We start from the raw sequence: 26,286 nt of genomic DNA on the forward strand, positions 1-26,286 counted from the left end.
GCTACAGATAGCGCAGCAGGAGCCGCGCCGCCGCGTCGCGCAGCATGACCGGCAGGCTGCGCGCGTCGAGGTCGTCCAGCGACACCAGCCGGCACCGGCCGGTGTCGATCGCGGCGTCCACCAGCGCGGCGAAGGCGTCGCCGTAGACCTCCAGGTCCAGCTCGAAGTTCAGCCGCAGGCTGCGCACGTCCCAGTTGGCGCTGCCGACCAGCGCCCAGCAGCCGTCCACCGTCATCAGCTTGGCGTGCACGAAGGGCGGCGGCGCCAGCCAGATCCGGCAGCCGGCGGCGGCCAGCGGCCGGATCTGCACCGGAACGGCCCAGTCCAGGACGCGGTGGTTGCCCTTGGCCGGGATCACGACGTCCACCGCGATGCCGCGCAGCGCCGCCATCTCCAGCGCGCTGCACAGCCGGTCGTCGGGCAGGAAATAGGGGGTGGCGATGCGGATCGATCGGCGCGCCACGGCGATGGCGTTCAGCAGCGTGTATTCCAGCTTCTCGATGTCCTGGTCCGGGCCGGAGGTGACGACCCGCGCCGGCGTGTCGCCGACCGGGGACAGGACCGGAAACCAGTCCGGCCCGGACAGGCTCTCCCCCGTGACGAACTGCCAGTCCTCCGCGAAGGCCTCCATCAGCTGGGCGACGACCGGCCCCTCGATGCGGAAATGGGTGTCGCGCACGGGGTGCCGGGGGGAGTCGGCGAGCAGGTTCTCCGCCCCGATGTTCAGCCCGCCGGTGAAGCCGACCCGCCCGTCGATCACCAGGATTTTCTTGTGGTTGCGCAAGTTCAGGAAGGGCATGCGCCAGGGCAACGGCGAATGGAGGAAGCGCGCCGCCGGAATGCCCGCGTCGCGCAGCCGGTGGTAGGCGGGCGACAGCAGGTAGCCGCCGCCGATGCCGTCGATCAGCACCCGCACCTCGACGCCGCGTTTGCGGGCCGCCGCCAGGGCCTCGATGAAACGTTGGCCGGCGGCGTCGGCGCGGAAAATATAGCTCGACAGGGCGATGCTGGTGCGCGCCCGACCGATCGCCTCCAGCATCAGGGGATAGGCGCCGTCCCCGGCCGACAGCATCTCCAGCCGGTTGCCGGATTCGATGCCCCGGCCGGTGATCCGCTCCACAGCCAGGGCCAGCCCCTGGAACGGGACAGCGGCGGCGCTTCCGCCCGACCGCGTGCGCAGGAACGGGCGCCGCAGGCTCTGCGCGCGGGCGTGCACGCGGTTGATGCCGAAGGTGACGTACAGGACGCTCCCGGCGATCGGGGACAGCCAGGCCAGGCCGATCCAGCCGATCGCCGAGGCCACGTCCCGCTTCTTCAGCAGGGCGTGGACCGTCACCCACACCGCCGTGCCGATGTGCAGGACCGTCAGCAGATAGGGGATCGCGTCCTGCATGCGCATCGAAACCGTCTGTTCCACCTCACCATTGTGAGGGAGATAGTGCTCGCGGCGACGCTTGCGCAACGCCGTCGTCGGCCGATTGCCCGTCGCGGTACGCGGTACCCCCTCTACGATCAATGAGCGTTATCCCCTCCTGGCAATGGTCGGCGCCGCCGCGCGACCGACTTCTTATGACAGTGTTGTCCAAGGAGAGTCGGCCATGAAGGAGATGAGCGAGGAGCACTACGCCATCCTGCGCCGGCACATGGTGGAGGTGATCGCCATCCAGGCGGAGCTGGCCAGCGACGAAATCGGCAAGGCGGCGCTCGACGGGCGGGTCATGGCCGCCATGCGCGGCGTGCCGCGCCACCTCTTCGTGCCGGCGCAGCTCGCCGGCTATGCCTACCACAACATGCCGCTCCCGATCGGCTTTGACAAAACCATCTCCCAGCCCTTCATCGTCGCGCTGATGACCGACCTGCTGGACGTCCGGCCGGACGACACGGTGCTGGAGGTCGGGACCGGGCTCGGCTACCAGGCGGCGGTGCTGGGGAGTCTGGTCCGCCAGGTCTGGACCGTGGAGGTGGTGGAGGAGTTCGCGGCGGCGGCCGAGGCGCTGTTCCAGAAACTGGGCTACGTCAACATCGGCGTGCGCACCGGCGACGGGTCGCGCGGCTGGGCCGAGCACGCGCCCTTCGACCGGATCATCGTCACCGCGGCGGCCGAACGGGTGCCGCCGGCCCTGGTCGAGCAGTTGAAGCCCGGCGGCCGGATCGTCCTGCCGATGGGCGGGGCGGGCGCGCAGACGCTGACCGTCGGGATTAAGGACGCGCAAGGGGACGCACAGGGGGACGCGCAGGGCCGCCTGTCCTTGCGCCCGGTGATCCCGGTCCGCTTCACGCAGCTCGAAACCGTGCAATGATCGACCGCCGGGCGTGCGCAGGCACAACCGAAGGCTGGGCGCCGGACGGGAATCCGGCTCCTCACGCGATATCTGCATTTCACCATGGAAACAATTACGAATAGTTAACAAGACCAATCGGAAAGGCTGTTTTGTTACTTGCGTTTTTAGTTGCCGTTGAGCAGGCTTCCCGGAACATAAAATAACAATCCGCCGGGACGAAGAAGGATGCAAAACCAGGGGTTGAGCGCACAAGACACCTCCGGTGCCGGGTTGCGCATAGGGGTTCGGGGCAAGCTGATGCTGTCGATCGGCGTGGTGCTGTCGGGCACCCTGGGCGCGGCGTCGGTCGCGCTGGTGGGCTACGGCAACGTCCGCGACACCATCGACGCCATCGTGGGACAGGCGGTGCCCTCCATGAAGGAAGGCATGAGCGTCGCCTACCAGACGGAGCGGCTGGTCGCCCTGGCGCCGGCCCTCACCTCCGCCGGCGACGCCGCGGCCCGCGACGCCGTCTCCGCCCGCGTCCAGGCGGTGAAGGAGGAATTCTCCGCCCGCCTCGACCAGCTGCGCAAGACCGACACGGACCGCGATCTGCTGAACGGCATCGAGGACACCGCCAAGGCGCTGTTCGCCAACCTGGCCGAGCTGGACGGCGCCGCCGCCCAGCGCATCGCCCAGAACGGCCGCATCGCGGAGCAGGTGCCCGCCATCCTCGACGCCGACACCAAGATCCAGCGCTTCACCTCGCCCTGGAAGACCGTCATCGCCAGCGAGGAGGGGCAGGCCCGCCAGACGGTGCTGGATCCGGACACCACGCCGGAGGACATGCGCGCGGCGGCCTCCACCATGGTCGATGCCGGCCTACGGATGCAGCCGATCCGCACGCTGACGGACGAGGCCAGCAACGCGCGCAACCTGCTGCTGGAAGCCGGCACCACCACCGACGGCGACCGGCTGAACGTCATCGAGGCACGCCTGTCCCAGTCGATTGCCGTGATCAACAGCGTCCTGCCGCAGCTTCCTGAGAAGCTGACAGAGGCGTTGACCCCCGCGGTGAAGGAGATGGCCGGGATCGCCAGCGGCGACACCGGCGCCGTCGAGACGCGCCGCCGCGTCCTGGACCTGCGGGAGCGCTCCCGCGCCCTGGTGGAGAGCAACCACGCCCTGTCCGCGCGCATGACCTCCGCCATCGGCGAACTGGTCCAGGGGCAGGAGCGCGGCATCGCCGCCACCACGGCGGACACGACGCGGATGCTCGACACCAGCCGCCTGACGCAGATCGCCGTCTGCCTGGTCAGCATCATCGTGTCGATCCTGGTCGTCTGGCTCTATGTCGGGCGCAACCTGATGCGCCGCCTGATGGCGCTGAAGACCGACATGCGCCGCATCGCCTCCGGCGACCTCGCCGCCGAGGTCACGCTGGACGGGCGCGACGAAATCGCCGAAATGGGGGCAGCGCTCCGCGTCTTCCGCGACACCGCCCGCGAGGTGGAAGCCGCCCGCGCCCAGGCGGAGGCCGAGCGGACCCGCGCCGCCGCGGAACGCCGGGAGGCCATGCTGTCGCTCGCCGACCAGTTCGAGAACGGCGTGAAGATGGTGGTGGAAACGGTCTCCGCCGCGGCGACCCAGATGCACCAGACCGCCTCCAGCATGGTGGCGACGGCCGAGCACGCCTCCACCCAGGCCGCCGGCGCGGCCACGGCGGCCGAAAGCGCGTCGGCCAACGTGGACGGTGCGGCGTCGGCCGCGCACCAGCTGTCGGCCTCGATCAACGAGATCGCCAAGCAGGTGACGGAGTCCGCGGTGATCGCGGGCCAGGCGTCCAACGACGCCGCGCGCACCGACGCGACCATGCGCAGCCTGAGCGAGACGGCCGGCCGCATCGGCGAGGTGCTGGACCTCATCAACTCCATCGCCGGCCAGACCAACCTGCTGGCGCTGAACGCCACCATCGAGGCGGCCCGCGCCGGGGAGGCCGGAAAAGGGTTTGCTGTGGTGGCGTCGGAGGTGAAGCAGCTGGCGACCCAGACCGCGCGGGCGACCGAGCAGATCGCCGGCCAGATCGGCGCCATGCAGTCCGCCACCGGCGAGGCCGCCTCGGCGATCCGCGCCATCGCCTCCACCATCGCCCGTCTGAACGAGATCTCCACGACCATCGCCGCCGCGGTGGAGGAGCAGGGCGTGGCAACGGCCGACATCGCCCGCAACGTCCAGCAGGCGGCCGGCGGCACCGCCGCCGCGTCGGAGAACATCGGCTTGGTCCGCTCCGCCGCCGGCCAGACCGGCCAGTCCGCGCAGGAGGTCCTGACCGCGGCCGGCCAGGTCTCCGAGAAGACCGGCCACCTGCTCCAGCAGATCGACCGCTTCCTGACCCAGGTCCGCGCGGCGTGACCACAAACCCCTCTCCCTGCTCCGCAGGGAGAGGGAGGGGCCCGCGAAGCGGGAGGGTGAGGGCCAGAATTCTCGCGGAAACCTTGCCCTCACCCTCCCACCGCGTGCGCGGCGGGTCCCTCCCTCTCCCAGCAGGGCTGGGAGAGGGGACAAAGGCGCGGGAGTCAGCGCCTATGCGCCCGCTTCCGTCTTCCCAGGCACGAGCATCAGCAGGCCCACCAGCGACAGAACGGAGAAGCCCGCGCCGGCCAGGAAGGTCGCGGCCGGCCCCGCCGCGGTCCACAGGGCGCCGGCGAGCGCGCTCGCCGCGAGCAAAGCGAGGCCGGTGACGAGGCTGTACAGGCCGAAGGCCGTGCCGCGCAGGTGCTTGGGTGCTGCATCGGCGACGAAGACGGCCAGCAGCCCCTGGGTCGCCCCCATGTGAAGGCCCCAGGCGGCCGACCCCGCCAGAACCGCCCAGACCGACCCGGCCGCCGCCAGGACGAGGTCGGCCAGCACCAGCAGCCCGACCCCGACCGCCAGCAGCGTCCGCCGGTCCAGCCGGTCGGCGAGCCGCCCCAGCGGGTAGGCCGACGCCGCGTAGACGATGTTCATGACGATCAGGACCAGCGGCGCGTAGGCGTCCTCCACCCCGACGCTCTGGGCGCGCAGCAGCAGGAAGGCCTCGCTGAAGCGCGCCAGTGTCAGGGCGGAGGCGAGCGCCACGATGCCCCAATAGTGCCCGTCGAGCTGCCGAAGCTCGCTGCGCCGGATCGGGAAGCGGCGCTTCTCCGCCGACGGCTCCGCGTCCGGCTCCCGCACGCCGACGACGATCACGGCGACGGCGACCATGGCCGGGATCACCGCCACCCAGAACACCAACCGCACGTCGCCGCCGCTGAGCAGCATCAGCAGCATGGCGAGCGCCGGGCCGGCGAAGGCGCCGACGGTGTCCATGGACTGACGCAGGCCGAAGGCGGCGCCGCGCAGTTCCACGGGCGTCACCTCGGCGACCAGCGCGTCGCGCGGCGCCCCGCGCACGCCCTTGCCGATGCGGTCCAGGAAGCGGGCCAGCAGCACCGTTCCCAAACTGTCGGCCAGCGGAAAGACCGGCTTGGTCAGCGCCGCCATGCCGTAGCCGAGCAGCAGCAGCGGCTTGCGCCGGCCGACCCAGTCGCTGACCACGCCGGAGAAGACCTTGGTGATGGACGCCGTGGCCTCGGCGATGCCCTCGATGATCCCGACCGACAGCGCGCTGGCCCCCAGCCCCGACACCAGGAACACCGGCAGCAGGCTGTGGATCATCTCCGACGAGACGTCCATGAACAGGCTGACGAAGCCGAGCGCGACGACGGTGCCGGGAATGGCCCCGGCGGGCGAGGGACGGACGGACAAGATGGCCTCAACGGTCGCTCAGGAACGGCGCGCAGTGTCGCTGATCGGCGCTGCCTTTCCCAACACCTAAACCTCGATCTGCGCGCCCAGTTCGACCACGCGGTTGGGCGGGACGCAGAAGAAATCCGAGGCGGAGGCCGCGTTGCTGGCCATCACGATGAACAGGCGTTCCTGCCAGGGCTTCATGTCCGGATGGTTCGACGGCACGATCGTCTCCCGCCCGACGAAGAAGGACGTGGTCATCATGTCCAGCGTGAAGCCGTGCCGGCGCATCAGCTCCAGCGCCTGCGGCACGTGCGGCGTCTCCATGAAGCCGAAATGCAGGACGACGCGCCAGAATCCGTGGCCCAGATCCTCCGCCTCGAACCGCCGGTCGTCCCCGATGCGCGGCACCTCCTCGTTGATGGCGGTCAGGAAGATGACCCGCTCGTGCAGCACGTGGTTGTGCTTCAGGTTGTGCAGGAGCGCGTGGGGGACGACCACGGTGCTGCGGGTCAGGAAGATCGCGGTCCCGGGCACGCGGTGCGGTTTCCGGTGCTTGAGCCGGGCGAGGAAGCGGTCCACCGACATGCCCTGCTCGGCCAGCCGCTCCGCGATCGCGCGCCGGCCGCGCCGCCACGTCCACATCAGCGTGAACAGTATCCCGGCGGCCAGCAGCGGGAACCAGCCGCCCTGCGGCACCTTCAGCAGGTTGGCGCTGAAGAAGGCGAGGTCCACCGCCAGGAACACGGCGGTCAGCGCCCCGGCCAGCCACCGCGGCCACCGCCACAGCGCCCGCGCCACGACGTAGAACAGCAGCGCCGTGATCGACATCTCCCCCGTCACCGCGATGCCGTAGGCGGCGGCGAGGTTGGAGGAGGATTCGAACCCCAGCACCAGCGCGATCACCAGCGCGCAGAGCGTCCAGTTGATCTTGGGCACGTAGATCTGCCCGATCTCCTTCTCCGAGGTGTGGCGGATCGGCATGCGCGGGATCAGCCCCAGCTGGATGGCCTGCCGGCTGATGGAATAGGCGCCGGAGATGACCGCCTGGCTGGCGATCACCGTCGCCCCGGTCGCCAGCACCAGCAGCGGCACCTGCGCCCAGCCCGGTGCCAGATGGTAGAAGGGGTTCTCCAGCGCCGCCGGGTCGCGCAGGAGCAGGGCGCCCTGCCCCATGTAGTTCAGCAGCAGCGCCGGCAGCACGAGGCCCAGCCACGCCACCCGGATCGGCAGCCGGCCGAGATGGCCCATGTCGACGTACAGCGCCTCGCCGCCGGTCACGGCCAGAACTACCGAGCCCAGCGCGAAGAAGGCCAGCCACTGGTTCTCCACGGCGAAGGCCACGGCCCAGACCGGCGACAGGGCGCGCAGCACCCCCGGCCCATGGGCGATCTCCACCACCCCCAGCACGGCCAGCGTGCCGAACCACAGCAGCATGACCGGGCCGAACAGGCGCCCCACCTTGGCCGTGCCGGCGCGCTGGACCACGAACAGGCCGACCAGGATGACGACGGTCAGCGGGATCACCCAGGCCTCCAGCGCCGGGGCCACGACCTTCAGCCCCTCCACCGCGCTGAGGACGGAGATGGCCGGCGTGACGAGGCTGTCCCCGAAGAACAGGCACGCGCCGAACATGCCCAGCACCAGCAGGGCCGGGCGCGGGAAGGCGGTCGCCTCGGCCTTGCGCAGGGCCAGCGTCATCAGCGCCAGGATGCCGCCCTCGCCCTTGTTGTCGGCGCGCATGACGAAGATCACGTACTTGACCGTGACGACCAGGATCAGCGCCCAGAAGACAAGCGACAGGATGCCCAGCACGTTGCCCTCGGTCAGCGGCAGCCCGACATGGCCGAAGCATTCCCGCAGGGTGTAGAGCGGGCTGGTGCCGATGTCGCCGTAAACGACGCCGAGCGCCGCGAGCAGCAGGGGCGCCAGCCTCTTGTGCTGCTCCGCCTCGGTCGGGGGATGGCCGCCGACCGGTCCGGTCAGGGCCATGCCGTCGGCGAGCGCTGCGGGGGTGGACTTGTCCATTGCCGTGCTCGTGTCATCGGTTGCCGTTCCCCAACAGGGCGCGGCCCGCACACGTCACGGATTCCCGGCCAGACCCTCCGCCTTTTCGGCGCCGGCCGCCAGTTTCGCGGCGGCCTCGCCCGACACGGCGTTGAGCACGCGGATCAGCTCCTCGATGCGGTAGGGCTTGGGCAGGAGCCGCACGCCCTCCGTCCTTGCCACCGTCTCGCTGTAGCCGGTGGTCAGCACGGCGGGCAGGTTCGGCCGCAGGCGCCGCGCCTCGCGCACCAGATCGACGCCGCTGAGCCGCCCGGGCATCACCACGTCGGAGAAGAGAAGGTCGATGCGCGCCCGGCTCGCCAGCAGCGGCAGGGCCTCGTCGGCCGTGGTCACCCGCGCCACCTCGTACCCGCTGTCCTCCAGCGCCGCGGCGACGGTCGAGGCGACGATGGGGTCGTCCTCCACCAGCAGGACGCGCCCGCTGCGGCGCACCGGCGCCGTCGCGGGCAGGGACGGCGCCTCCACGGCGGCCACCGCCGCGGTGGACCGGCGCAGCAGCAGGACCACCGCGGTGCCGCGCCCCGGTTCGCTGTCGATCCAGGCCATGCCGCCGCCCTGCCGCGCCAGCCCGTACACCTGCGCGAGGCCGAGGCCGCTGCCGCGCCCGACCTCCTTGGTGGTGAAGAACGGGTCGAAGGCCTTGGCGCGCACCTCCGGCGCCATGCCGGTGCCGGTGTCGGTGACGCTCAGCCGGACGAACTCGCCGTCCAGCCCGGACGGATCGCCGGGGGGCAGGAGGACGTTCTCCGCCTTCACCGTCAGCAGGCCACCGTCGGCCATGGCGTCGCGGGCGTTCACCGCCATGTTGATGAGCGCCAGCTCGAACTGCGTCGGGTCCACCTCCACCGACCACAGGCCCGGCCCGAACGTCGTCGCCAGCCGGATGTCCGCGCGGAGCGCCCGTTCCAGAAGGGGCGACATGGCGAGCACGCGGTCGCGCACGTCGATCGGCTCCGGCCGCAGCCCCTCGCGCCGGGCGAAGGCCATCAGCTGCTGGACCAGCTTGGCGCCGCGGTCCACCGCCTGCTGGCCGGCGTCCAGCAGGGGCTGCACCTTCGGCTCGTCGGTGCGGCGGCGGATCATGGCGAGGCAGCCGCCCAGCGCCTGCAGCAGGTTGTTGAAGTCGTGGGCGAGGCCGCCGGTCAGCTGCCCGACCGCCTCCAGCTTCTGCGCCTGGCGCAGCTGGTCCTCGGCTTGGCGCAGAGCCGCCTCGCGCTCCTTCTCGACCGTGACGTCGCGCCCGACCGCGTGGACGAGGCCGCCGTCCGGCACGGCCATCCAGGAGAACCAGCGGTAATGGCCGTCCTTGTGGCGCAGGCGGTTCACGAAATGCTGCGTGGGCTGCCCCGCCGCCATCCCACGGTTCTCGCCGCGCGTCGCCTCGACATCGTCCGGGTGGACGAGGTCCAGCGCGCGCATGCCCAGCACCTCCTCCTCCGACCAGCCGAGCGTGGCGGTCCAGGCGGGATTGACCGCGGTGAGCGTGGAATCGAGACGATGGACGATCATGATGTCGGTGGACAGGCGCCACATGCGGTCGCGGTCGGCCGTGCGTTCGGCCACCCGGCTCTCCAACGTGGCGTTCAGGTCGCGCAACGCCTTTTCGGCCTGCTTGGCCTTGGTGATGTCCAGCACGAACTCGAACGCGCTGCCGTCCTCCAGCAGGGTGGCGGCGAACAGCGCCCACCAGCGCGAGCCGTCCTTGCGGAAGTACTCCTTTTCATAAGGCGTGGTCTGGCCGTTCGCCTTCAGTTCGGTGACGGCCCTTTCGGAGCACTCCAGCCATTCCGGCGGCGTCAGGCGCCGCCAGGTCATCACCCCGTTTTCCAAATCCTGCCGGCTGTAGCCGCCCATGGCGAGGAAGGCGTCGTTGGCGTCCGTGATGCGCCCGTCCTCGTCGAGATAGATCGCGCCGACCGTCTTGATCTCCAGCGCGGCGCGCAGCCGCGCCTCGCTGGCCCGCAGCGCCGCCTCGGCCTTCTTGGCCTCCGTGACGTCGCTGCCCTGGACGAACAGGCCGGTCACCCGGCCGTCGGCGTCGCGGATCGGTTGGAAGACGAAGGTGACGAAGCGTTCCTCCAGCGGGGCGCCCGGGCTGCGCCGGATCTTCGCCGGCACGCCCTGGCCGACGAAGGGCTCGCCGCTGGCGAAGGCGCGGTCCGCCCAGTCGAAGAAGCCTTGCCCCTCGATCTCCGGCAGCGCCTCGCGCGCCGGCTTGCCGATGATGTCGCGATGGCCGACCAGCTGGAAATAGGCGTCGTTGGCCATTTCAAAGACGTGGTCGGGGCCGCGCCAGACATAGCAGAAGCCCGGCGCCTGGCGGAACAGCTCGCGGAAGTGGTCGCTCTCCGCCACGAGCCGCCGCTTGGCGAACACCTCCTCCGTCGTCTCGATGCAGGCGCAGAACAGGCCCGCCACGCCGCCGGACTGGCCGCGCACCGGCGTGTAGGAGAAGGCGAAATGCGTTTCCTCCGGATAGCCCTTGCGGTGCATGACCAGGGTGATGTCGTCCATGTGGACCGGCTCGCCGTCGTAGGCTTGCGTCACGATGGGCGTGAGATCGTCGCGGATCTCGCTCCAGACCTCGGTGAACGGCCGGCCGAGCGCCGCGGGGTGCTTGTCGCCGAGGATCTCCGCATAGGCGTCGTTGTAGAGCAGGGTCTGCTCCGGTCCCCAGACCAGGAACATGGCCTGACGCGAGCCGAGGATCACGGCGACCAGCGTGCGCAGCGGCAGATCCCAGCCGTCCGGCTCCCCCAGGGGAGAGGACGCCCAGTCGCGGCCGCGCATCAGCGCTCCCGCCTCGCCCCCATCGGCCAGGAAGAGGTCGGCGGACTTCCGGCAACCCTTGGCGAGGCTCATGGAATGGCCGTCGTGTCCGGCAGACGGATGGGATCAGGCGTCGGCATGGCGTCGGGGCAGCGGCGGTTCATGATCATGGCACGACGATATAGCCACTCGGGGTGGCCCGGCACAATGTGACGGGACTTCCCCATTGGAGGTATGTCCTCTATTTGCGGGGTTGGTCGGGTTACGCCGATCCAATCCTTGCCGCACCGGACCGGCCGTCCGCATATCCTGCTGCGCGCAATCACCGTGTCGGGGGCGGAATGAATCGGACCGGCGTAAAGACGGCCGTCACGCTGGCGGCCTGGGCCTGCATCGTGACCATCGTCGTCCTGTCCTTGGCTCCAGCGGACGAGATGGTCCGCACCGGCGCCGACGGGCACCTGGAGCACACCGCCGCCTACGCCGGCACCGGCTTCTTCGTCGGCATCGCCTATCGGGTGGAGGAGCGCTGGGCGGTTCTGGGCGGGCTGATGTCCGCCCTGGCCGGAACGATGGAAATCCTGCAGCACTTCTCGCCCGGCCGTCACCCGGGCTTCAGCGATTTCGGGGCGAGTTCCATCGGCGCCGTCATCGGTCTGGCCGTGGCGGGGCTGGCTGTCCGCAACATGCTGCTCGCGCGGCGTTCCGTGCGCTGAACGGTTGAGATCATCCCTCCGACGATAGTTCGCGCTGGAAGGCGCGGCTGATGGTCTCCGCGAAGGGCTTGAGGGTGGACTCCCCGGCGCCGTCGCGGGCCGCGGCCGACATGCCGGCCATCGCGATCACGACGAAATCGGCCAGATCCTCCGCGCGGTCCGGGCGCTCGGCCGCGATGAAATCGCGCAGCGCGTTGCGGCTGGCCGTCTTCGCGGCGGCGGACAGGGCGCAGGCCTCCGGATCGGCGCTGTTGCGGGCGCCGTCGAGCACCAGGCAGCCGGCCACCCCGTTCCGCTCCGGATAGAGCCGGGCGGCGAGATCCAGCGTGCGCGCGATCACCGCGGCGACGCCGCCGCCTTCCTCCAGCGCCTTCGCGAAGATGTTGGCCTCCCCGGCGGCGTAGCGCTGGAGCGCGCGCTCGAACAGCCCGGCCTTGCTGCCGAAGGCGGCGTAGAAGCTGGGCGGCTTGATCCCCAACTCCGCCCCCAGCTCCGCCACGCCCACCGCGTCGTAGCCGCGGGCGTGGAACAGCCTCATCGCCGTATCGACCGCCTCGTCCAGATCGAAGGACCGCCGCCGGCCGCGTGGTCCGGTCGCCGGTGCCTCGGATTTATGTGTAGTGGTCACTAAAGAAACTCCTTGCGGCGATCCGTCTGCTCGGTATATATAGCGGTCACTACACAAACTCAAGGAACCGATGATGACCGATTTCACGGGCAAGACGATCCTCGTCCTCGGCGGCAGCCGGGGCATTGGCGCCGCCATCGTCCGCCGCTTTGCCGCCGCCGATGGCGCCGTCACCTTCACCTACGCCGGGTCGAAGGACGCGGCGGAGGCGCTCGCCACTGAGACCGGGGCGGAGGCGATCCGCGTGGACAGCGCCGACCGCGACGCGCTGATCGCGGTGGTCGCCGGGCGCGGTCCGCTCGACGTGCTGGTGATCAACGCCGGCACGCTGGTGATGGGGGATCCGCTGACGCTCGACCCCGACGCGGTGGACCGGATGATCGACGTCAACGTGCGCGCGCCCTACCACGCGGCGGTGGAGGCCGCCCGACGCATGAATCCGAACGGCCGCATCATCGTCATCGGCTCGGTCAACGGCGACCGCATGCCCTTCGCCGGCGCCGCCGCCTACGCGCTCACCAAATCCGCGGTGCAGGGAATGGTGCGGGGCCTCGCCCGCGACTTCGGGGATCGCGGCATCACCGTCAACGCCATCCAGCCCGGCCCGACCGACAGCGACATGAACCCGGCCGGCGGCCCGATGGCGAGCTTCATGCACAGCCACATGGCCATCAAGCGCCACGCCCACGCGGAGGAGGTGGCCGAGCTGACCGCCTTTGTCGCCGGCCCGCACGGCGCGATGATCACCGGGTCGTTCCAGACCATCGACGGCGGCTTCGGCGCCTGAGTCGAACGGGGGGCGGACGGGGTCGAACCCGCCCGCCCCCGGGACCGCGTCAGGCGGCCGCAAGCTCCTCGGCGGGGCCGAAGAACTCGTAATGGATGCGGTCGCCCGCCACGCCGGCGCGGGACAGCCCGCCGACGAAGGTCCGCAGGAAGGGCTTGGGCCCGCACAGATAGACGTCCGCCTCGCTCAGCGGCGTGTTGGCGCGCAGCCAGTCGACCGTGATGAAGCCGTCGGCGTCGTGGCTGACGCCGGCGCGGTCGCCGGCCAGCGGCTCGCAATAGAAGGTCGCGACGGAGATGTTCCTGCGCGCCGCGGCCAGGTCGCGGACGTGCCGGTCCATGGCGTGGGTGGCGCTGCTGGTCGTGCCGTGGATGTAGTGGGTCTCCAGGCCGGGGTGCGCCTGTGCGATGGTTTCCACCATGCTGACCATGGGAGTCAGGCCGACGCCGCCGCTCAGCAGGATCACCGGCCGTTCCGGCCGCTCGGGCAGGAAGAAGTCGCCGGCCGGCGGGGACACCTTCAGGACGGTGCCCACGGCCACATGGTCGTGCAGCCAGTTGGACGCCGCTCCGCCCGGCTCCCGCTTCACGGAAATGCGGTAGCTGCGGCCGTTCGGCGCGGCGGAGATGCTGTAGTTGCGGCGCACCGGCGCCTCGGCGCCTGGCACCGGCAGCTGGAAGGTCAGGTACTGGCCGGGCTTGTGCCGCAGCACCGGCCCGCCGTCGGCCGGGGTCAGCACGAAGGAGGTGATGATCGCGCTCTCATTCACCTTGGCCGAGACGGTGAAGTCCCGCCAGCCCATCCAGCCGCCCTCGGCGGCGGCGGTCGCGTCGTAGATGGTCTGCTCCCGCCCGATCAGGATGCGGGCCAGGAACCAGTAGGCCTCGCCCCAGGCGCCCAGGACCTCGTCCGTGGCGGCGTCGCCCAGCACGTCCTTGATCGCGCCCAGCAGGGCGGTCGCCACAAAGGGGTAATGCTCCGGCAGGATCTGGAGGCCGGCGTGCTTCTGCGCGATGCGCTCCACCACCGGGGCCAGCGCGCCGAGATTCTCGATGTTCTGCGCATAGCCCAGAATGGCGTTGGCGAGCGCCTTGGTCTGCGCGCCGCCCTGCCCCTGGTGGGAGTGGTTGAACAGGGCGGCGATGTGCGCGTCCTTGAACAGGCGGACATACATCGCGCGGGTGATCGCCGGACCATGCTCCGCCAGGGCGGGGGCGGTTGCCTTGACGACGGCGATGGTCTGGGCGCTGAGAGGCTGCTGCATCATAGGTCCTGATCTGGTGGACGGATCGGGTGAAAGGCGGCGCCGCACCGGCCGGCCGGTGGCCGTAATTCGGTGGGCGCGGTAAAACATGCGGCTCAAATAAATGTTTTCCGCTCAAAAGATGCAATAGGAATATTTGTTTAGACGCCGAACGCCATGCGCGCGGCGCGACGCTCCCCATCGTCGGGCGCGGCCAAGATCAGGCGATCCCGTCTTGGCGTTTTAGAGCGACCGCTCTAATATCGTGTTTTAGAGCGAACGATCTAAAACGGGGTGGGCGATGGCGCGACCGCGCGAATTCGACGAGGGCACGGTCCTGGACGCGGCGATGCAGTGCTTCTGGACCGGTGGCTTCGAGGCCACCTCGACCCGCGACCTGGCGGAGCGGATGAGGATGACGCCCGCCAGCATCTACAACGCTTTCGGCGACAAGCGCGCGCTGTTCCGGCGGGCGCTCGACCATTACATCGCCCAGACGCTGCACAAGCGCATCGCCCGGGTGGAAGGCTGCCCGTCGCCGGCCGCGGCGATCACGCAGTTCCTCAATGACGTTGTGGAACGGTCGCTGGACGACCCGCAGAACCGCGGCTGCCTGCTCGTCAACTCGGCCGTCGAGGCGTCGCACGATGCCGAGATGCGCGAGGCGTTGGCCGGCGAACTCGAGCAGTACGAAGCCTTCTTCCGCCGCATCCTCGCCGCCGCGCAAGCCGCGGGGGAGGCCACGACCGCCGTCAGCGCGGAGGACGGCGCCCGCCAGCTTCTGGCCACGGTGCTGGGGATCCGCGTGCTCTGCCGCGTCCGGCCCGACCGCGACCTGCTGGCGGGTGCGGCGAACGCCGCGCTCACCCTGCTTGGCCTGCCGCCGCTTCCTGCCAACGGAACACTCTCGGAATGACCGCGTCTTCGCATGCCCCCTCGCCTTGCGATGGAGGGGCGCGCGCGGAACCGAACAAGGATGATCCCATGTCCACGGACACGAACACGGCCGCCGCCGCGCTTGCCCCCGCTCCGGCGAGCGACCGGCTGGACGCCGCCGCCTGGTTCGCCATGATCGCCGGCATGTCCAGCAGCTTCATCGGCATCGGGCTGGCCCGCTTCGCCTACACGCCGCTGATCCCGCCGCTCATCCAGGCGCAGTGGTTCACCGCCGCCGATGTGGTGACGCTGGGGGCGGCAAACTTCGCCGGCTACCTGATCGGCGCGCTGCTCGGCCGCCCTCTGGCGACGCTGATGCCTGTGCGCCTGCTGCTGCGCCTGCTGATGGTGGCGGTGACGGCGGCCTTCTTCGCCTGCGCCTATCCGTTGTCCCTGCCGTGGTTCTTCGTCTGGCGGCTGGTGTCCGGCGTCTCGGGCGGGGCGATGATGGTGCTGGCCGCCACGTCGATCCTGCCGCACATCCCCCCTGGCCGCCGCGGCATGGCGAGCGGCCTGATCTTCCTGGGCGTCGGGCTGGGCATCGCGGCGTCGGGCACGCTGGTGCCCGTGCTGCTCCGCCTCGGCCTGTGGGAGACCTGGATGGGCCTGGGCGCCATCAGCCTCCTCCTGACCGCGATCAGCTGGTTCGGCTGGCCCCCCTCCGTCGTCCCGGCCGCAGCCCCCGTTGAAGCGCCGAAGGAGACGAAGGGCCTGCGCGCCCTCTACGCGGAATACGCGCTGAACGCGCTCGGCCTCGTGGCGCCGATGATGCTGCTGGTCGACTTCATCGCCCGCGGCCTGGGCAAGGGGTCGGACATCGGGGCGCTCTATTGGGCGCTGTATGGTGCGGCGGCCATCGTCGGCCCGCTGCTGGCCGGGCAGGCGGGCGACCGGTTCGGCTTCCGCCTGTCCTACCGGGTGGCCCTGCTGCTCCAGGCCGTCGCCGTCGCGATCCTGGCGGTGACCACCAGCCCGGCGCTGATCGCGCTGTCCACGGTGGTCATCGGCGCCCTGACCTCCGGCGTGGTGCCGCTGGTGCTCGGCCGCATCCACGAGGCCCTGCCCGGCCACCCGATGGAACAGCGCGCGGCCTGGAGCCGGGCCACCACCGCCTTCGCCCTGTTCCAGGCGCTGGCCGGCTACGGCTACTCCTTCCTGTTCGCGCACAGCGGGGAGAGCTACGCGCTGATCTTCGCCTGCGGCGCCGCCTCCCTGGTGGTGGCCTTCCTGGCCGACCTGAAGCGCTGACCCGCCTGTCGCTGCCGGCCCCGCGCGGACGAAGAGTCCGCGCGGGGCCTCTGTCGTTTGAGCCCCCCATTCGAGCCCATGTTGCGCCCCTGTATTGTGAACGGTAAAATGATCGCTCCGCCCGGAGCGGATTATTTTTAGACAGTCAGGGGGAAATAATGTTCGCCAAGCATTGGTTCAGACTTTTTTTACTTTGTCTCTCCCTGGGTGGCCCGGCGGTTTCCGCGCAGGCGGCGGATGCATCGCGCACCTACAAGTTCTCCCCGGTCAACCAGTTCGGCGTGGAGCTGACCGCCTCCTACTGGAACCCGATCATCCAGTACATCTCCGCCAAGTCGGGCGTGAACCTCGTGCTGAAGATCGGCCGCACCTCCGCCGACACGACCAGCTACGTCCTGGCGAAGGAGGTGGAGTTCGCCTTCACCAACCACCTGTTCAACGAGAACCGGCGCCGCATGGGCTGGCGCCTGCTGGTCCGGCGCGACTACCCGGCGGTCCAGGGGCAGATCCTGACCACCGCCGATTCCCCCGTCACCGAGCTGAAGCAGCTGGCCGACGAGGAAGTGGTCTTCCCCGGACGGGAGGCCTTCGTCGCCTACAAGGTCACCTACGCGCATCTGCTGGCCAGCCAGATCCCGGTGAAGGTCGTGTTCGGCGGCAACCATGACGGCGCCTTCGCCCAGCTGTTCAGCGGCAAGGTCAAGGCAGTCGGCGTGAACTCCCAGCTCGCCGAAGGCTACACCCGGCGCGAGAACAAGCATTTCCGCACCCTGTGGAGTTCGGAGCCCTTCAACGACCTGGCCCTGATGGTCTCCCCCTCCGTGCCGGAGGCCGACGTGAAGGCGGTGACCGACGCCTTCCTCGCCATGGGCCAGGATCCGGAGGGGGCCGCGGTGATCAAGCGGGTGTCCGAAGCGGTGAAGCTGTCGCCCTTCACGCAGTTCATCCCCGCCCGCGAGGAGGACTACGAGTCCTACGTGGAGTTCTACCGCACGGCCCCCGCGTCGCTGCAATAGCTCCAGCCGCACCCCACAGGCTCAGGATAAGGATCACACGACCGTGCAGTTCATGCCGCAGTCGCTGTCGGCGCGGGTCTTCCTGCTCTACGCGGCGATGTTCTCGCTCTGCATCTTCCTGAGCCTGTCGCTGTACTTCCACCACTACATCTCGCAGCGTCTGGAAGACGCGCAGATGACGGCGGGCATGCTGATCGAGGTGACGGCCCAAGCCATCCAGGAAAGCGTGATCATCGGCGACTACGACGCCGTGAAGCGCACCATGGAGACCGCCGTCACCCACACCTCCTTCGACCGCGTGGCCTTCATCGACATCTCCGGCGCCCGCATCGCGCTGGGGCAACAGGGCCGGACGAAGGGCTATGTGCCGCAGTGGCTGATCGACCTGTTCGCGGAACGCTTCTACGACGTGAACCGCGTCATCTCCGCGGGCGGGCGCGACTATGGCGTCCTGCGCCTGTCCTTCGACGTGGCGACCGCGTCGGAGGAGGTCTGGTCCCTCATCAAGGCGACGCTGACCCTGACGCTCGGCGGGCTGGTGGTCGGCCTGGCGGTGGTCCGCCTGCTGCTGATGCGCTGGCTCACCAACCTGAACACGCTGAAGGCGCTGGAGCAGCGCGTCCAGGTCGGCGAGTTGGACGCCCAGGCCCAGCTGATGCAGAGCGCGCCGCTGGAAATCCGGCAGGCCATCGACGTGGTGAACCGCACCGCGCTCAGCCTGCGCAGCCAGTTCGGCCAGCGCATCGACGCGCTGATGGACGCGCTGGTCCAGCACAAGAACGCGCTGGACCAGACCGCCATCGTCAGCGAGATCGACGCGGAAGGGCGCATCACCGTCGTCAACGACCTCTATTGCGACACGCTGGGCGTCGACCGCGGCGATGTGGTCGGCCGCCCCCTGGTGATGGACGACGACGTTCCATCGTCCACCCTGCCCGCCACCCTCACGGCCGACATCTGGCGCGGCGTCGTGCGGCGGACCCGGCGCGACGGCTCGGCCCTGTGGCTGAACCGGACGGTCATCCCCATCTTCGACAGCCAGCGCGCCATCGAGAAGTGGATCTGCATCGACCTGGACATCAGCGCCCAGAAGCTGGCGGAGGAGGAGCTGCGCGTCGCCCACCGCCAGTCGGAGGAGATGGCGGAGCGGCACCTGAAGGCGATCCTGGACGCGGTGGGCGACGGCGTGGTGATCGCCAACCAGCAGGGCGTCATCACCGACGTGAACCGGGCCACGCAGGAGATCTTCGGCATTCCCCGCGGCGGGCTGGTCGGCCAGCCCCTGACCGTGCTGATGTCCGGGGAGGCCGCCGCCCAGCACGACGCCCGGATGAGCGACTATCTGGAAAACCGCGTCGCCCACGTCATCGGCCGCACGCGGGAGGACACCGGCCGGCGCGGCAATGGGGAGCTGTTCCCCATCGAGCTGGCGGTGGGCAACCTGGAATCGGTCGGCATCCCGCTGTTCATCGGCATCGTCCGCGACATCACCGAGCGCCGCAAGACCCAGGAACACCTGCGCCGTGCCAAGGAGATGGCCGAGGCCGGCAGCCGCGCCAAGTCGGAATTCCTGGCGACCATGAGCCACGAGATCCGCACGCCGATGAACGGCGTGCTCGGCATGCTCTCCCTCCTGGACTACGAGGAACTGAAGCCCGACCACCGGAAAAAGCTCACCGTCGCGCGCCAGTCGGCGGAATCGCTGCTGCACATCCTCGACGACATCCTGGACTTCTCCAAGCTGGAGGCCGGCCGGATCGAGGTGGAGCTGGAAACCTGCGATCCCGGCTACATCGCGGAATCCGTCGTCCAGGTCCTGCGCCCCCGGGCGGCGGAGAAGGGGCTGGAACTCTCCTGCCGGATGCAGCCCTCGGTCCCGACGGCGGTGGTCACCGACCCGACGCGGCTGCGCCAGATCCTCTACAACCTGGTCGGCAACGCCATCAAGTTCACCGAATCCGGCCATGTTGCGGTGCGCGCCCGGCGTGCCAAGCAGCTCGACGGCGGGCGCGTGCTGCTGGAGTTCGAGATCGAGGACACCGGCATCGGCATCACGCCGGACGCGGCGAAGACGCTGTTCCAGCGCTTCACCCAGGCGGACAGCTCCATCACCCGCCGCTTCGGCGGCACCGGCCTGGGGCTGGCGATCTGCAAGGACCTGTGCACCCTGCTGGGCGGGACCATCCGGGTGGACAGCGCGCCGGGGCGCGGCAGCGTCTTCATCTTCTCCATCGGCTGCGACATCGGCGATCCCGCGGCCATCCACAGCGCCGCCGCGGCGGAGGATCCGGACAAGGCGCCGGAAGCGCTGCCCACGCTGCGCATCCTTGCGGTGGATGACAACCCGGTGAACCGCAACGTCGTCGAAGCCATGCTGGTCCGCCAGGGCCACGCCGTCACCCTGGCCGGCAACGGGCTGGAGGCGGTGGACGCCGTGATGCGGCAGGGCTTCGACGTGGTGCTGATGGACGTCCAGATGCCGGAGATGGACGGGCTGACCGCCACCCGGCGAATCCGCCAGCTGCCGGGACCGCAGAGCCGGACACCCGTGGTCGCCCTGACAGCCCACGCGTCGGAGTCCGCCTGGAAGGAATGCGCCCAGGCCGGCATGAACGCCTTCGCCACCAAGCCGATCCGGCTGCCGCAGCTGTTCGCCGCCATATCCACGGCGGTCCGGGGCACGGTGGGGCCGGAACACGCCGCGGACGTCGCCGCCTCCGAACCCGAAGGCGTTAAACACCCTTCTGCCAGCCAAGTCGTTTGAAGGCACCGGATACGTTGTCAAAAGCCCCTCTCCCCTTGTGGGCGCGAAGCCGAAGAACGCCAAAGGCGTTCGCAGGCAAGCGTGGTTGGGGTGAGGGGTAGTTACGGGCGGTAGTCCGGAAAACAAATCGATACGCGCTTGCGGCTTCGCCGTATACCCCTCATCCCAACCCTTCGCCCACAAGGGGAGAAGGGCTTTCAACTGCATGCCGCTTTTTTGGACTTGGCAGAATAGTGTTAAAAAATGAAGTCCCGGGAGGACAGTTGGTTGGGCTGCACGCCCGGCATTTCGATGCGGTGTCCGCCGATGTCCACCGCGGTGCCGCCGTCCTGCGCCCGGATCCTGGCGTCGCCGTAGCGCAGGCCGCCCGCGTCGTCGAATTCCAGCCTGTCCTGCCCCGCCACCAGCGCGTCACCCGCCGGCCCGCCGACCAGACGGTCGCTGCTCTCCGTCCCGATCAGCAGCTGCGGCGCCTCCGGCTGCTCGGACCGTGTGTCCGGCGTGTGCCGGTCGTAGAAGGTGAAGACGTCGTCCTGCACATAGGGCGTGTCGGTGTTCCGCTCGATGATGTCGGCGAGCGTCGTGTCCTTGATGGGTTTCAGCGTGTCGGCGTCGAACCCCTGGTTTCTCGTACCAGAGGCGATCCCCGTCGCGCAGGGCCGCGACTGTGGCCTTGTCGTCCGTGATCTGGTCGAAGCCCGTGTAGGGCTTCAGCCCCAGCGCCTCGCGCGCACCGTTGAGCGTCGGCAGGCCGAGGTCCCGGCCGCGCTGGATGTTGATGGCGGCCAAGTCCTGCGCGACCGGAGGATCGTCCAGAAAATTGCGCAGGTCGTCGACGATCCGCGCGTCCGATCCGTAGACCATATCGCGTGCGGGTCCAGAGTTGCGACGCGTGAGATAGGGACAGAATCCCTGTCCAACCATCGCACAACGGGTCAGTCCGCCATCCTTTCGGGGTGCCGATCCTTCCCCATTTTCGCGGACGGCGCGGCACGCCAATCGCCGGGGGTATCCTCCGGCGCGGCCATCGGTCTAGGATGCGCCGCTCAGCACCCCGGACCAGAGACCATCATGCCTGACGCCTCCGCCGTTCGAACGCACGCCTCGGCCTGCCCGCACGACTGCCCGTCCACCTGCGCGCTGGAGGTGGAGGTTGTCGATGGTGCCCGCATCGGCCGCGTGCGCGGTGCGGCCGACAACAGCTACACCGCCGGCGTGATCTGCGCGAAGGTCGCCCGCTACGCGGAGCGCGTGAACAACCCCGACCGGCTGACCCGGCCGCTGCGCCGCACCGGCCCCAAGGGCTCCGGCCAGTTCGAGCCGATCTCCTGGGACGACGCGCTGGACATCGTGGCGGAACGCTTTCTGGAAGCGGAGCGGCGCCATGGGCCGGAGACGGTGTGGCCCTACTACTACGCCGGCACCATGGGGCTGGTGCAGCGCGACGGCATCAACCGGCTGCGCCACGCCCGGCGCTGGTCCGGCTTCTTCTCGACCATCTGCACCAACCCGGCTTGGTCGGGCTGGATCGCTGGGACCGGGAAGCTCGCCGGGGCCGACCCGCGGGAGATGGCAAAGTCCGACCTCGTGGTGATCTGGGGCACCAACGCCGTCTCCACCCAGGTCAACGTGATGACCCACGCCGTGCGCGCCCGGAAGGAGCGCGGGGCGAAGATCGCCGTGGTGGACGTCTACCGCACACCCACCATGGACCAGGCGGACATCCCCCTGCTGATCCGGCCCGGCACGGACGGCGCGCTCGCCTGCGCGGTGATGCACGTGCTGTTCCGCGACGGCTTGGCCGACCGCGCCTACCTCGCCGCCCAAGCCGACGACCCCGCGGGGCTGGAGGCGCACCTCGCCGACCGCACGCCCGCATGGGCGGAGGCCATCACCGGCCTGCCCGCGGCGGAGATCGAGGCCTTCGCGCGGGCGATCGGGCAAACCAAGCGCAGCTTCTTCCGCCTGGGCTACGGCTTCACCCGCTCGCGGAACGGGGCGGTGAACATGCATGCGGCCTCCTGCATCCCGGTGGTCAGCGGGGCCTGGGCCGTGGAGGGCGGCGGCGCCTTCCATTCCAACAGCGGCATCTACGGCTGGAACAAGACGCTGATCGAGGGGCTCGACCTGCGCGACCCGGCCGTGCGCATGCTCGACCAGTCGCGCATCGGCCCGATTCTGGACGGCGACGCCGACGCGCTGGCCGGCGGCCCGCCGGTCACCGCCCTGCTGATCCAGAACACCAACCCCATGGCCGTGGCGCCGGACCAGACGCGCGTGCGCCGTGGATTCGCGCGCGACGACCTGTTCGTCTGCGTGCACGAGCAGGTGATGACCGACACCGCGCGCATGGCCGACATCGTGCTGCCCGCCACCATGTTCGTGGAGCACGACGACCTCTACCAGGCCGGCGGCAACCAGCACATCCTGTTCGGCCCGAAGCTGGTCGACCCGCCCGGCGAGTGCCGCCCCAACCACGCGGTGATCGGCGACCTCGCCCGCCGCCTGGGCAGCGACCAGCATCCCGGCTTCCGGATGACCGAGCGGGAGCTGATCGACGCCACGCTGCGGGCGTCCAAGCACGGCACGCTGGAGGAGTTGGAGGCGGCGCGCTTCCTCGACGTGCAGCCGGACTTCGACACCGCGCATTACGTGAAGGGCTTCCACTGGCCGGACGGCAAGTTCCGCCTGAAGCCGGATTGGCCCCGGGTGCCCTATTCCGCCCCCTCCACCTTCGGGCCGGTGGAGACCATGCCCGGCTTCCCCGACCATTGGGCGGTGACCGAGGAGGCCGACGCGGAGCATCCCTTCCGCCTCGTCACCGCGCCGGCGCGCAACTTCCTGAACACCTCCTTCACCGACACGCCGACCGGCACGGCGCGGGAGTCCCGCCCCTCCCTTCTGATCCACCCGGACGACGCGGCGGCGCTGGGTGTGGCGGAGGGCGACCGGGTGGAGGTCGCCAACCGGCGCGGATCGGTGCTGCTGCACGCGCGGCTGTTCGACGGCGTGCGGCGTGGCGTGGTGATCGCGGAGTCCATCTGGCCGAACCGCGCGCACGACGGCGGCCGCGGCATCAACACCCTGACCGGCGCCGACGCCGTCGCCCCGTTCGGCGGTGCGGCATTCCACGACAACCATGTGCGGGTGGTGCGGGTGGGGGATTGAGGGAGAGTGGTCGCGCTGGGCCCCCACCCTAACCCTCCCCCACCTTCGGCGAGGGAGGGGATAAACTCCTCCCCCCGCCGAAGGTGGGGGGAGGTTGGGAGGGGGGCCCAACGCGACCACTCGCCACACCGCCACAACCCCTCACCCCGACAACGCCGCCACACCCCCGAACACCAGCAGAATCCCGCCCCAGCAGGCCGGCGAGATGCGCTCGCGCAGGAAGGCCCAGCCGAGCAGCACGACCACCACCATGAAGGCGGAACTGGCGACCGCGGCGGCGGACGCGTCCTCCCCTTGGCTGCCGACATAGAAGCAGAGATAGGCCAGCGCATCGACCAGCCCCTGCACCAGCAGCACCGGCCACCAGCGCACCGGCAGCAGCGGCCGGACGCGCGCCGCGGCCATGGCGGCGCCCAGCGCCAGGAAGCCGACCACCCGGCCGACCCACAGGGTCTGCACCTCCCCATAGGCCTCCACCGCGTGGCGGCCGGCGAGCAGAGCCACGGCGAACAGCGCGCTGGCGAGTGCCGCGCAGGCGATGGACGTGCGGCGGTTGGTCCGGTCGGCGGCCAGCGCCGCGTCCGGGTCCTCCCCCGCGGTGCGGGCGACCACCACGGTGCCGAGCAGGGTCGCCGCCATGGCCACCCAGTCCAGCACGCCCGGCCGGGCGCCGAAGGCGACCTCCACCGGCACGATCAGCGCCGGGTAGGCCGCGGTGATCGGTGCGGCCAGCGACAGCGGCCCCAGGGTCAGCGCCTTGTAGAAGACCAGCGGGGCGACCATCGACGCGACGCCGGCCACCAGCAGCACGGGCAGCGTCTCCGCCCGCCAGGGCACCGGAAGCCCGGAGCCGACTCCGTAGAGGCTGAGCAGCACCGCCCCCACCAGCATCAGCCCCAGCAGGGCGTTGCGCGGCCCCAGCGCGCGGCCGGTGAAGCGGCCGAGGAAATCCGCGAGCCCGAAGAACAGGGCGGCGGCCGCTCCCCACAGGGCAGCGTTCATGGATGATCCTCCACAGGGCCTTGGGGGCGGAGCCGCGTCGTCCGCCCAAACCCCGTGCAGTCACACCCGGACTGCCGCCGGTTGAGGCAGAGCGGCTACGACGCCCCGCGGCCGCTTCGCTCAATGCGCGCCGCCTCGGCCATCATCGCCCCGGCGGACGCGGCGGTCCCCGTCGCGGTGAAAAGCCAGGGGTGCAGGGCGGTGGCGCGGGCCTGGAGCAGCGCGTGCAGCGCGCCCAAGCCGGCCTTCCCCAACCGTTGCAAGCCGTGTCCCATGGCAGCCTCCCAATGCTTCCAGTGCTTTCACCGTCGCAAGGGGCGTGCCAGTGGCGGCGCTTCAGCCCACCGGTGCCAAGGCCCCCATGGCCGCCTTCTTCAGGGTCAGCGGCAAATCGTAGGTGATGCGCGCGCCATAGGCGCCGGGGTCGGTTGGGTCGACGCGCACCTTGTCGAAGGCGAGCACGCGGGTCGCGAGCGTGAAGCCCTCCTTCAGGTCGTGGGTGACCATGAAGACGGTCATCTTCTCCTCCGACCACAGCCGCAGCAGAAGCTCGTACATCTGTGCCTTGGTGCCGGGATCGAGCGCGCCGAAGGGCTCGTCGAGCAGCAGGATCTTCGGCTTCAGGATCAGCGCCTGCGCGATGGCGAGGCGCTGCTGCATCCCGCCCGACAGCTCCGCCGGGTACTTGCCCAGATGGTTGCCGAGGCCGACCGCCTCCAGCACGCCCCGCGCCTCCTCCAGGGCGGCGCGGCGGCGCGCGCCGAACAGGCGGCCGAGGAAGCGGGACTGCTGGAATTCGCGGCCCAGGATCACGTTCTCCAGCACCGTCAGGTGCGGGAAGACCGAATAGCGCTGGAACACCACGCCGCGATCGGGGCCGGGCTCCGCCACCAGAGGCTCCCCGTCGAGAAGAATCCGGCCGCGGGTCGGCCGCTCCTCCCCCAGCAGCAGGCGCAGGAAGGTGGTCTTGCCGCAGCCGGACGGGCCGACCAGCGCGCAGAACTCGCCCGACGGGATTTCCAGGTTGACGCGCTCCAGCACCACCTGGTTCGGGTATTCCATCCAGAGGTCGCGGACGGTGACGTTGCTCATGGGGAAGCCTTTCCCGCCCGCAGCCAGGGGAAGCAGCGCGCGTTGAACCAGCGCAGCAGGAGGTCCGACGCGAAGGCCAGCAGGGTGATCCAGGCCACATAGGGCAGGATCACGTCCATCGCCATGTAGCGCCGCACCAGGAAGATGCGGTAGCCGAGCCCCTCCGTCGCCGCGATGGCCTCCGCGGAGATCAGGAACAGCCAGGCCGGCCCCAGCGACAGGCGCAACGCGTCGGCCAGCCGCGGCAGCATCTGCGGCAGCACCACCCGCAGCACGATCTGCCAGGTGTTCGCCCCCAGGGTCTGCGCCTTGATCAGCTGCTCCCGCGGCATCTCCACCGTGCGCATGGCGAGGTCGCGGACCAGGAAGGGCGCCACGCCGACGACGATCAGCACGACCTTGGACAGCTCGTCCAGCCCGAAGACGATGAACAGGACAGGCAGGACCGCCATGGGCGGCACCATGGACAGCATGGCGACGAAGGGCGACAGCCCCGCCCGCACATAGGGGATCAGCCCCATGCCGATGCCGATCACCAACGCCAGCGCCGTGGCGACGCCGAGCCCCAGCCCAAGCCGGTGCAGGCTGGCCAGCGTGTCCGCCCACATCAGGTAGTCGCCGGTGCGGGCGTCCGGGGTGAAGGCCACGCGGGCGACGGCGGCGACCATGGCGGACAGCGGCGGCAGCAGCTTGTCGTTCGGGTTCTCCGCCAGCCGCAGGGCCGATGCCACCCCATAGCCCGCGCAGGCCACCAGGAACGGGAGGGCGCCCCAGAAGAGCGCACCCCCGCGGCCCGGGCGCCGGTTGATGATCCGGCGCAT

Annotated in this window: 20 protein-coding genes and 1 pseudogene; 9 read left to right on the forward strand and 12 right to left on the reverse strand. The window is 70.1% G+C overall.

Annotated features, from left to right (window positions below):
- Position 1 precedes the first annotated feature (1 nt).
- Positions 2-1,399, reverse strand: coding sequence for a phospholipase D-like domain-containing protein (locus J2851_RS12730; RefSeq protein WP_209766657.1), 1,398 nt, complete (start codon positions 1,397-1,399; stop codon positions 2-4).
- Positions 1,400-1,598: 199 nt separating this feature from the next.
- Between J2851_RS12730 and J2851_RS12735 the strand changes: the two genes are divergently transcribed.
- The gene (locus tag J2851_RS12735; protein WP_209766658.1) at positions 1,599-2,300 is read left to right on the forward strand and encodes a protein-L-isoaspartate(D-aspartate) O-methyltransferase; all 702 of its coding nucleotides are present in this window, start codon (positions 1,599-1,601) and stop codon (positions 2,298-2,300) included.
- 279 nt (positions 2,301-2,579) lie between these two features.
- On the forward strand, positions 2,580-4,673 hold the full coding sequence (locus tag J2851_RS12740; RefSeq protein WP_246500617.1) for a methyl-accepting chemotaxis protein: 2,094 nt from the start codon (positions 2,580-2,582) through the stop codon (positions 4,671-4,673).
- 171 nt (positions 4,674-4,844) lie between these two features.
- On the opposite strand, the gene J2851_RS12745 is transcribed toward J2851_RS12740, so the two are convergent.
- The 3 genes from J2851_RS12745 to J2851_RS12755 all read right to left on the reverse strand — a co-directional run bounded on the left by J2851_RS12745 (position 4,845) and on the right by J2851_RS12755 (position 10,958).
- On the reverse strand, positions 4,845-6,047 hold the full coding sequence (locus J2851_RS12745; RefSeq protein ID WP_246500618.1) for an MFS transporter: 1,203 nt from the start codon (positions 6,045-6,047) through the stop codon (positions 4,845-4,847).
- Between the two features lie 66 nt (positions 6,048-6,113).
- The gene (locus J2851_RS12750; protein ID WP_246500619.1) at positions 6,114-8,057 is read right to left on the reverse strand and encodes a potassium transporter Kup; all 1,944 of its coding nucleotides are present in this window, start codon (positions 8,055-8,057) and stop codon (positions 6,114-6,116) included.
- A 54-nt stretch (positions 8,058-8,111) separates the two neighbouring features.
- Positions 8,112-10,958 (reverse strand): PAS domain S-box protein, encoded by a 2,847-nt coding sequence (locus J2851_RS12755; protein WP_209766660.1) that lies wholly within the window; start codon positions 10,956-10,958, stop codon positions 8,112-8,114.
- A gap of 248 nt (positions 10,959-11,206) precedes the next feature.
- On the opposite strand from J2851_RS12755, the gene J2851_RS12760 reads away from it, so the two are divergent.
- Positions 11,207-11,581 carry a VanZ family protein gene (locus tag J2851_RS12760; protein WP_209766661.1) on the forward strand — a complete coding sequence of 125 codons (375 nt, stop codon included), beginning with the start codon at positions 11,207-11,209 and terminating at the stop codon, positions 11,579-11,581.
- A gap of 10 nt (positions 11,582-11,591) precedes the next feature.
- Here the strand turns inward: J2851_RS12760 and J2851_RS12765 are convergent, their stop codons facing one another.
- A complete protein-coding gene (locus tag J2851_RS12765) occupies positions 11,592-12,209 on the reverse strand; it encodes a TetR/AcrR family transcriptional regulator (RefSeq protein ID WP_307419774.1) in 618 nt (205 codons plus the stop codon).
- A gap of 73 nt (positions 12,210-12,282) precedes the next feature.
- On the opposite strand from J2851_RS12765, the gene bdcA reads away from it, so the two are divergent.
- Positions 12,283-12,996, forward strand: coding sequence for an SDR family oxidoreductase (bdcA, locus tag J2851_RS12770; RefSeq protein ID WP_209766662.1), 714 nt, complete (start codon positions 12,283-12,285; stop codon positions 12,994-12,996).
- A gap of 49 nt (positions 12,997-13,045) precedes the next feature.
- Here bdcA and hmpA read toward each other — a convergent pair whose 3' ends face one another.
- A complete protein-coding gene (hmpA, locus tag J2851_RS12775; protein WP_417281607.1) occupies positions 13,046-14,263 on the reverse strand; it encodes an NO-inducible flavohemoprotein in 1,218 nt (405 codons plus the stop codon).
- Positions 14,264-14,540: 277 nt separating this feature from the next.
- Here hmpA and J2851_RS12780 point away from each other — a divergent pair, with 277 nt between their 5' ends.
- The 4 genes from J2851_RS12780 (at position 14,541) to J2851_RS12795 (ending at position 20,203) form a co-directional block, all read left to right on the forward strand.
- A complete protein-coding gene (locus J2851_RS12780; RefSeq protein WP_209766663.1) occupies positions 14,541-15,155 on the forward strand; it encodes a TetR/AcrR family transcriptional regulator in 615 nt (204 codons plus the stop codon).
- Positions 15,156-15,223: 68 nt separating this feature from the next.
- A complete protein-coding gene (locus tag J2851_RS12785; RefSeq protein ID WP_209766664.1) occupies positions 15,224-16,423 on the forward strand; it encodes a YbfB/YjiJ family MFS transporter in 1,200 nt (399 codons plus the stop codon).
- A gap of 158 nt (positions 16,424-16,581) precedes the next feature.
- Entirely contained in the window at positions 16,582-17,439 is an 858-nt protein-coding gene (locus tag J2851_RS12790) for a phosphate/phosphite/phosphonate ABC transporter substrate-binding protein (protein ID WP_209766665.1), read from the forward strand.
- Positions 17,440-17,491: 52 nt separating this feature from the next.
- Positions 17,492-20,203, forward strand: a complete 2,712-nt coding sequence (locus J2851_RS12795; RefSeq protein ID WP_246500637.1) for a PAS domain S-box protein — start codon at positions 17,492-17,494, stop codon at positions 20,201-20,203.
- 236 nt (positions 20,204-20,439) lie between these two features.
- Here the strand turns inward: J2851_RS12795 and J2851_RS35740 are convergent, their stop codons facing one another.
- Positions 20,440-20,742: a hypothetical protein gene (locus J2851_RS35740; protein WP_246500620.1), complete on the reverse strand. Its 303-nt coding sequence runs from the start codon at positions 20,740-20,742 to the stop codon at positions 20,440-20,442.
- A 124-nt stretch (positions 20,743-20,866) separates the two neighbouring features.
- Positions 20,867-21,127 (reverse strand): annotated as a pseudogene (locus J2851_RS36700) (peroxidase family protein); the annotation flags it as partial.
- A gap of 147 nt (positions 21,128-21,274) precedes the next feature.
- Between J2851_RS36700 and J2851_RS12810 the strand changes: the two are divergent.
- Positions 21,275-23,371, forward strand: coding sequence for a molybdopterin-containing oxidoreductase family protein (locus J2851_RS12810; protein WP_209766669.1), 2,097 nt, complete (start codon positions 21,275-21,277; stop codon positions 23,369-23,371).
- Positions 23,372-23,512: 141 nt separating this feature from the next.
- Here J2851_RS12810 and J2851_RS12815 read toward each other — a convergent pair whose 3' ends face one another.
- The 4 genes from J2851_RS12815 to J2851_RS12830 form a co-directional block, all read right to left on the reverse strand.
- Entirely contained in the window at positions 23,513-24,373 is an 861-nt protein-coding gene (locus tag J2851_RS12815) for a DMT family transporter (RefSeq protein ID WP_209766670.1), read from the reverse strand.
- 95 nt (positions 24,374-24,468) lie between these two features.
- The gene (locus J2851_RS12820; RefSeq protein WP_209766671.1) at positions 24,469-24,648 is read right to left on the reverse strand and encodes a hypothetical protein; all 180 of its coding nucleotides are present in this window, start codon (positions 24,646-24,648) and stop codon (positions 24,469-24,471) included.
- A gap of 61 nt (positions 24,649-24,709) precedes the next feature.
- On the reverse strand, positions 24,710-25,465 hold the full coding sequence (locus J2851_RS12825; protein ID WP_209766672.1) for an ABC transporter ATP-binding protein: 756 nt from the start codon (positions 25,463-25,465) through the stop codon (positions 24,710-24,712).
- Positions 25,462-26,286, reverse strand: coding sequence for an ABC transporter permease (locus tag J2851_RS12830; RefSeq protein WP_209766673.1), 825 nt, complete (start codon positions 26,284-26,286; stop codon positions 25,462-25,464). The genes J2851_RS12825 and J2851_RS12830 overlap by 4 nt, the downstream gene beginning before the upstream one ends.

The organism is Azospirillum rugosum, from assembly GCF_017876155.1.
Classification (GTDB): Bacteria; Pseudomonadota; Alphaproteobacteria; order Azospirillales; family Azospirillaceae; genus Azospirillum; species Azospirillum rugosum.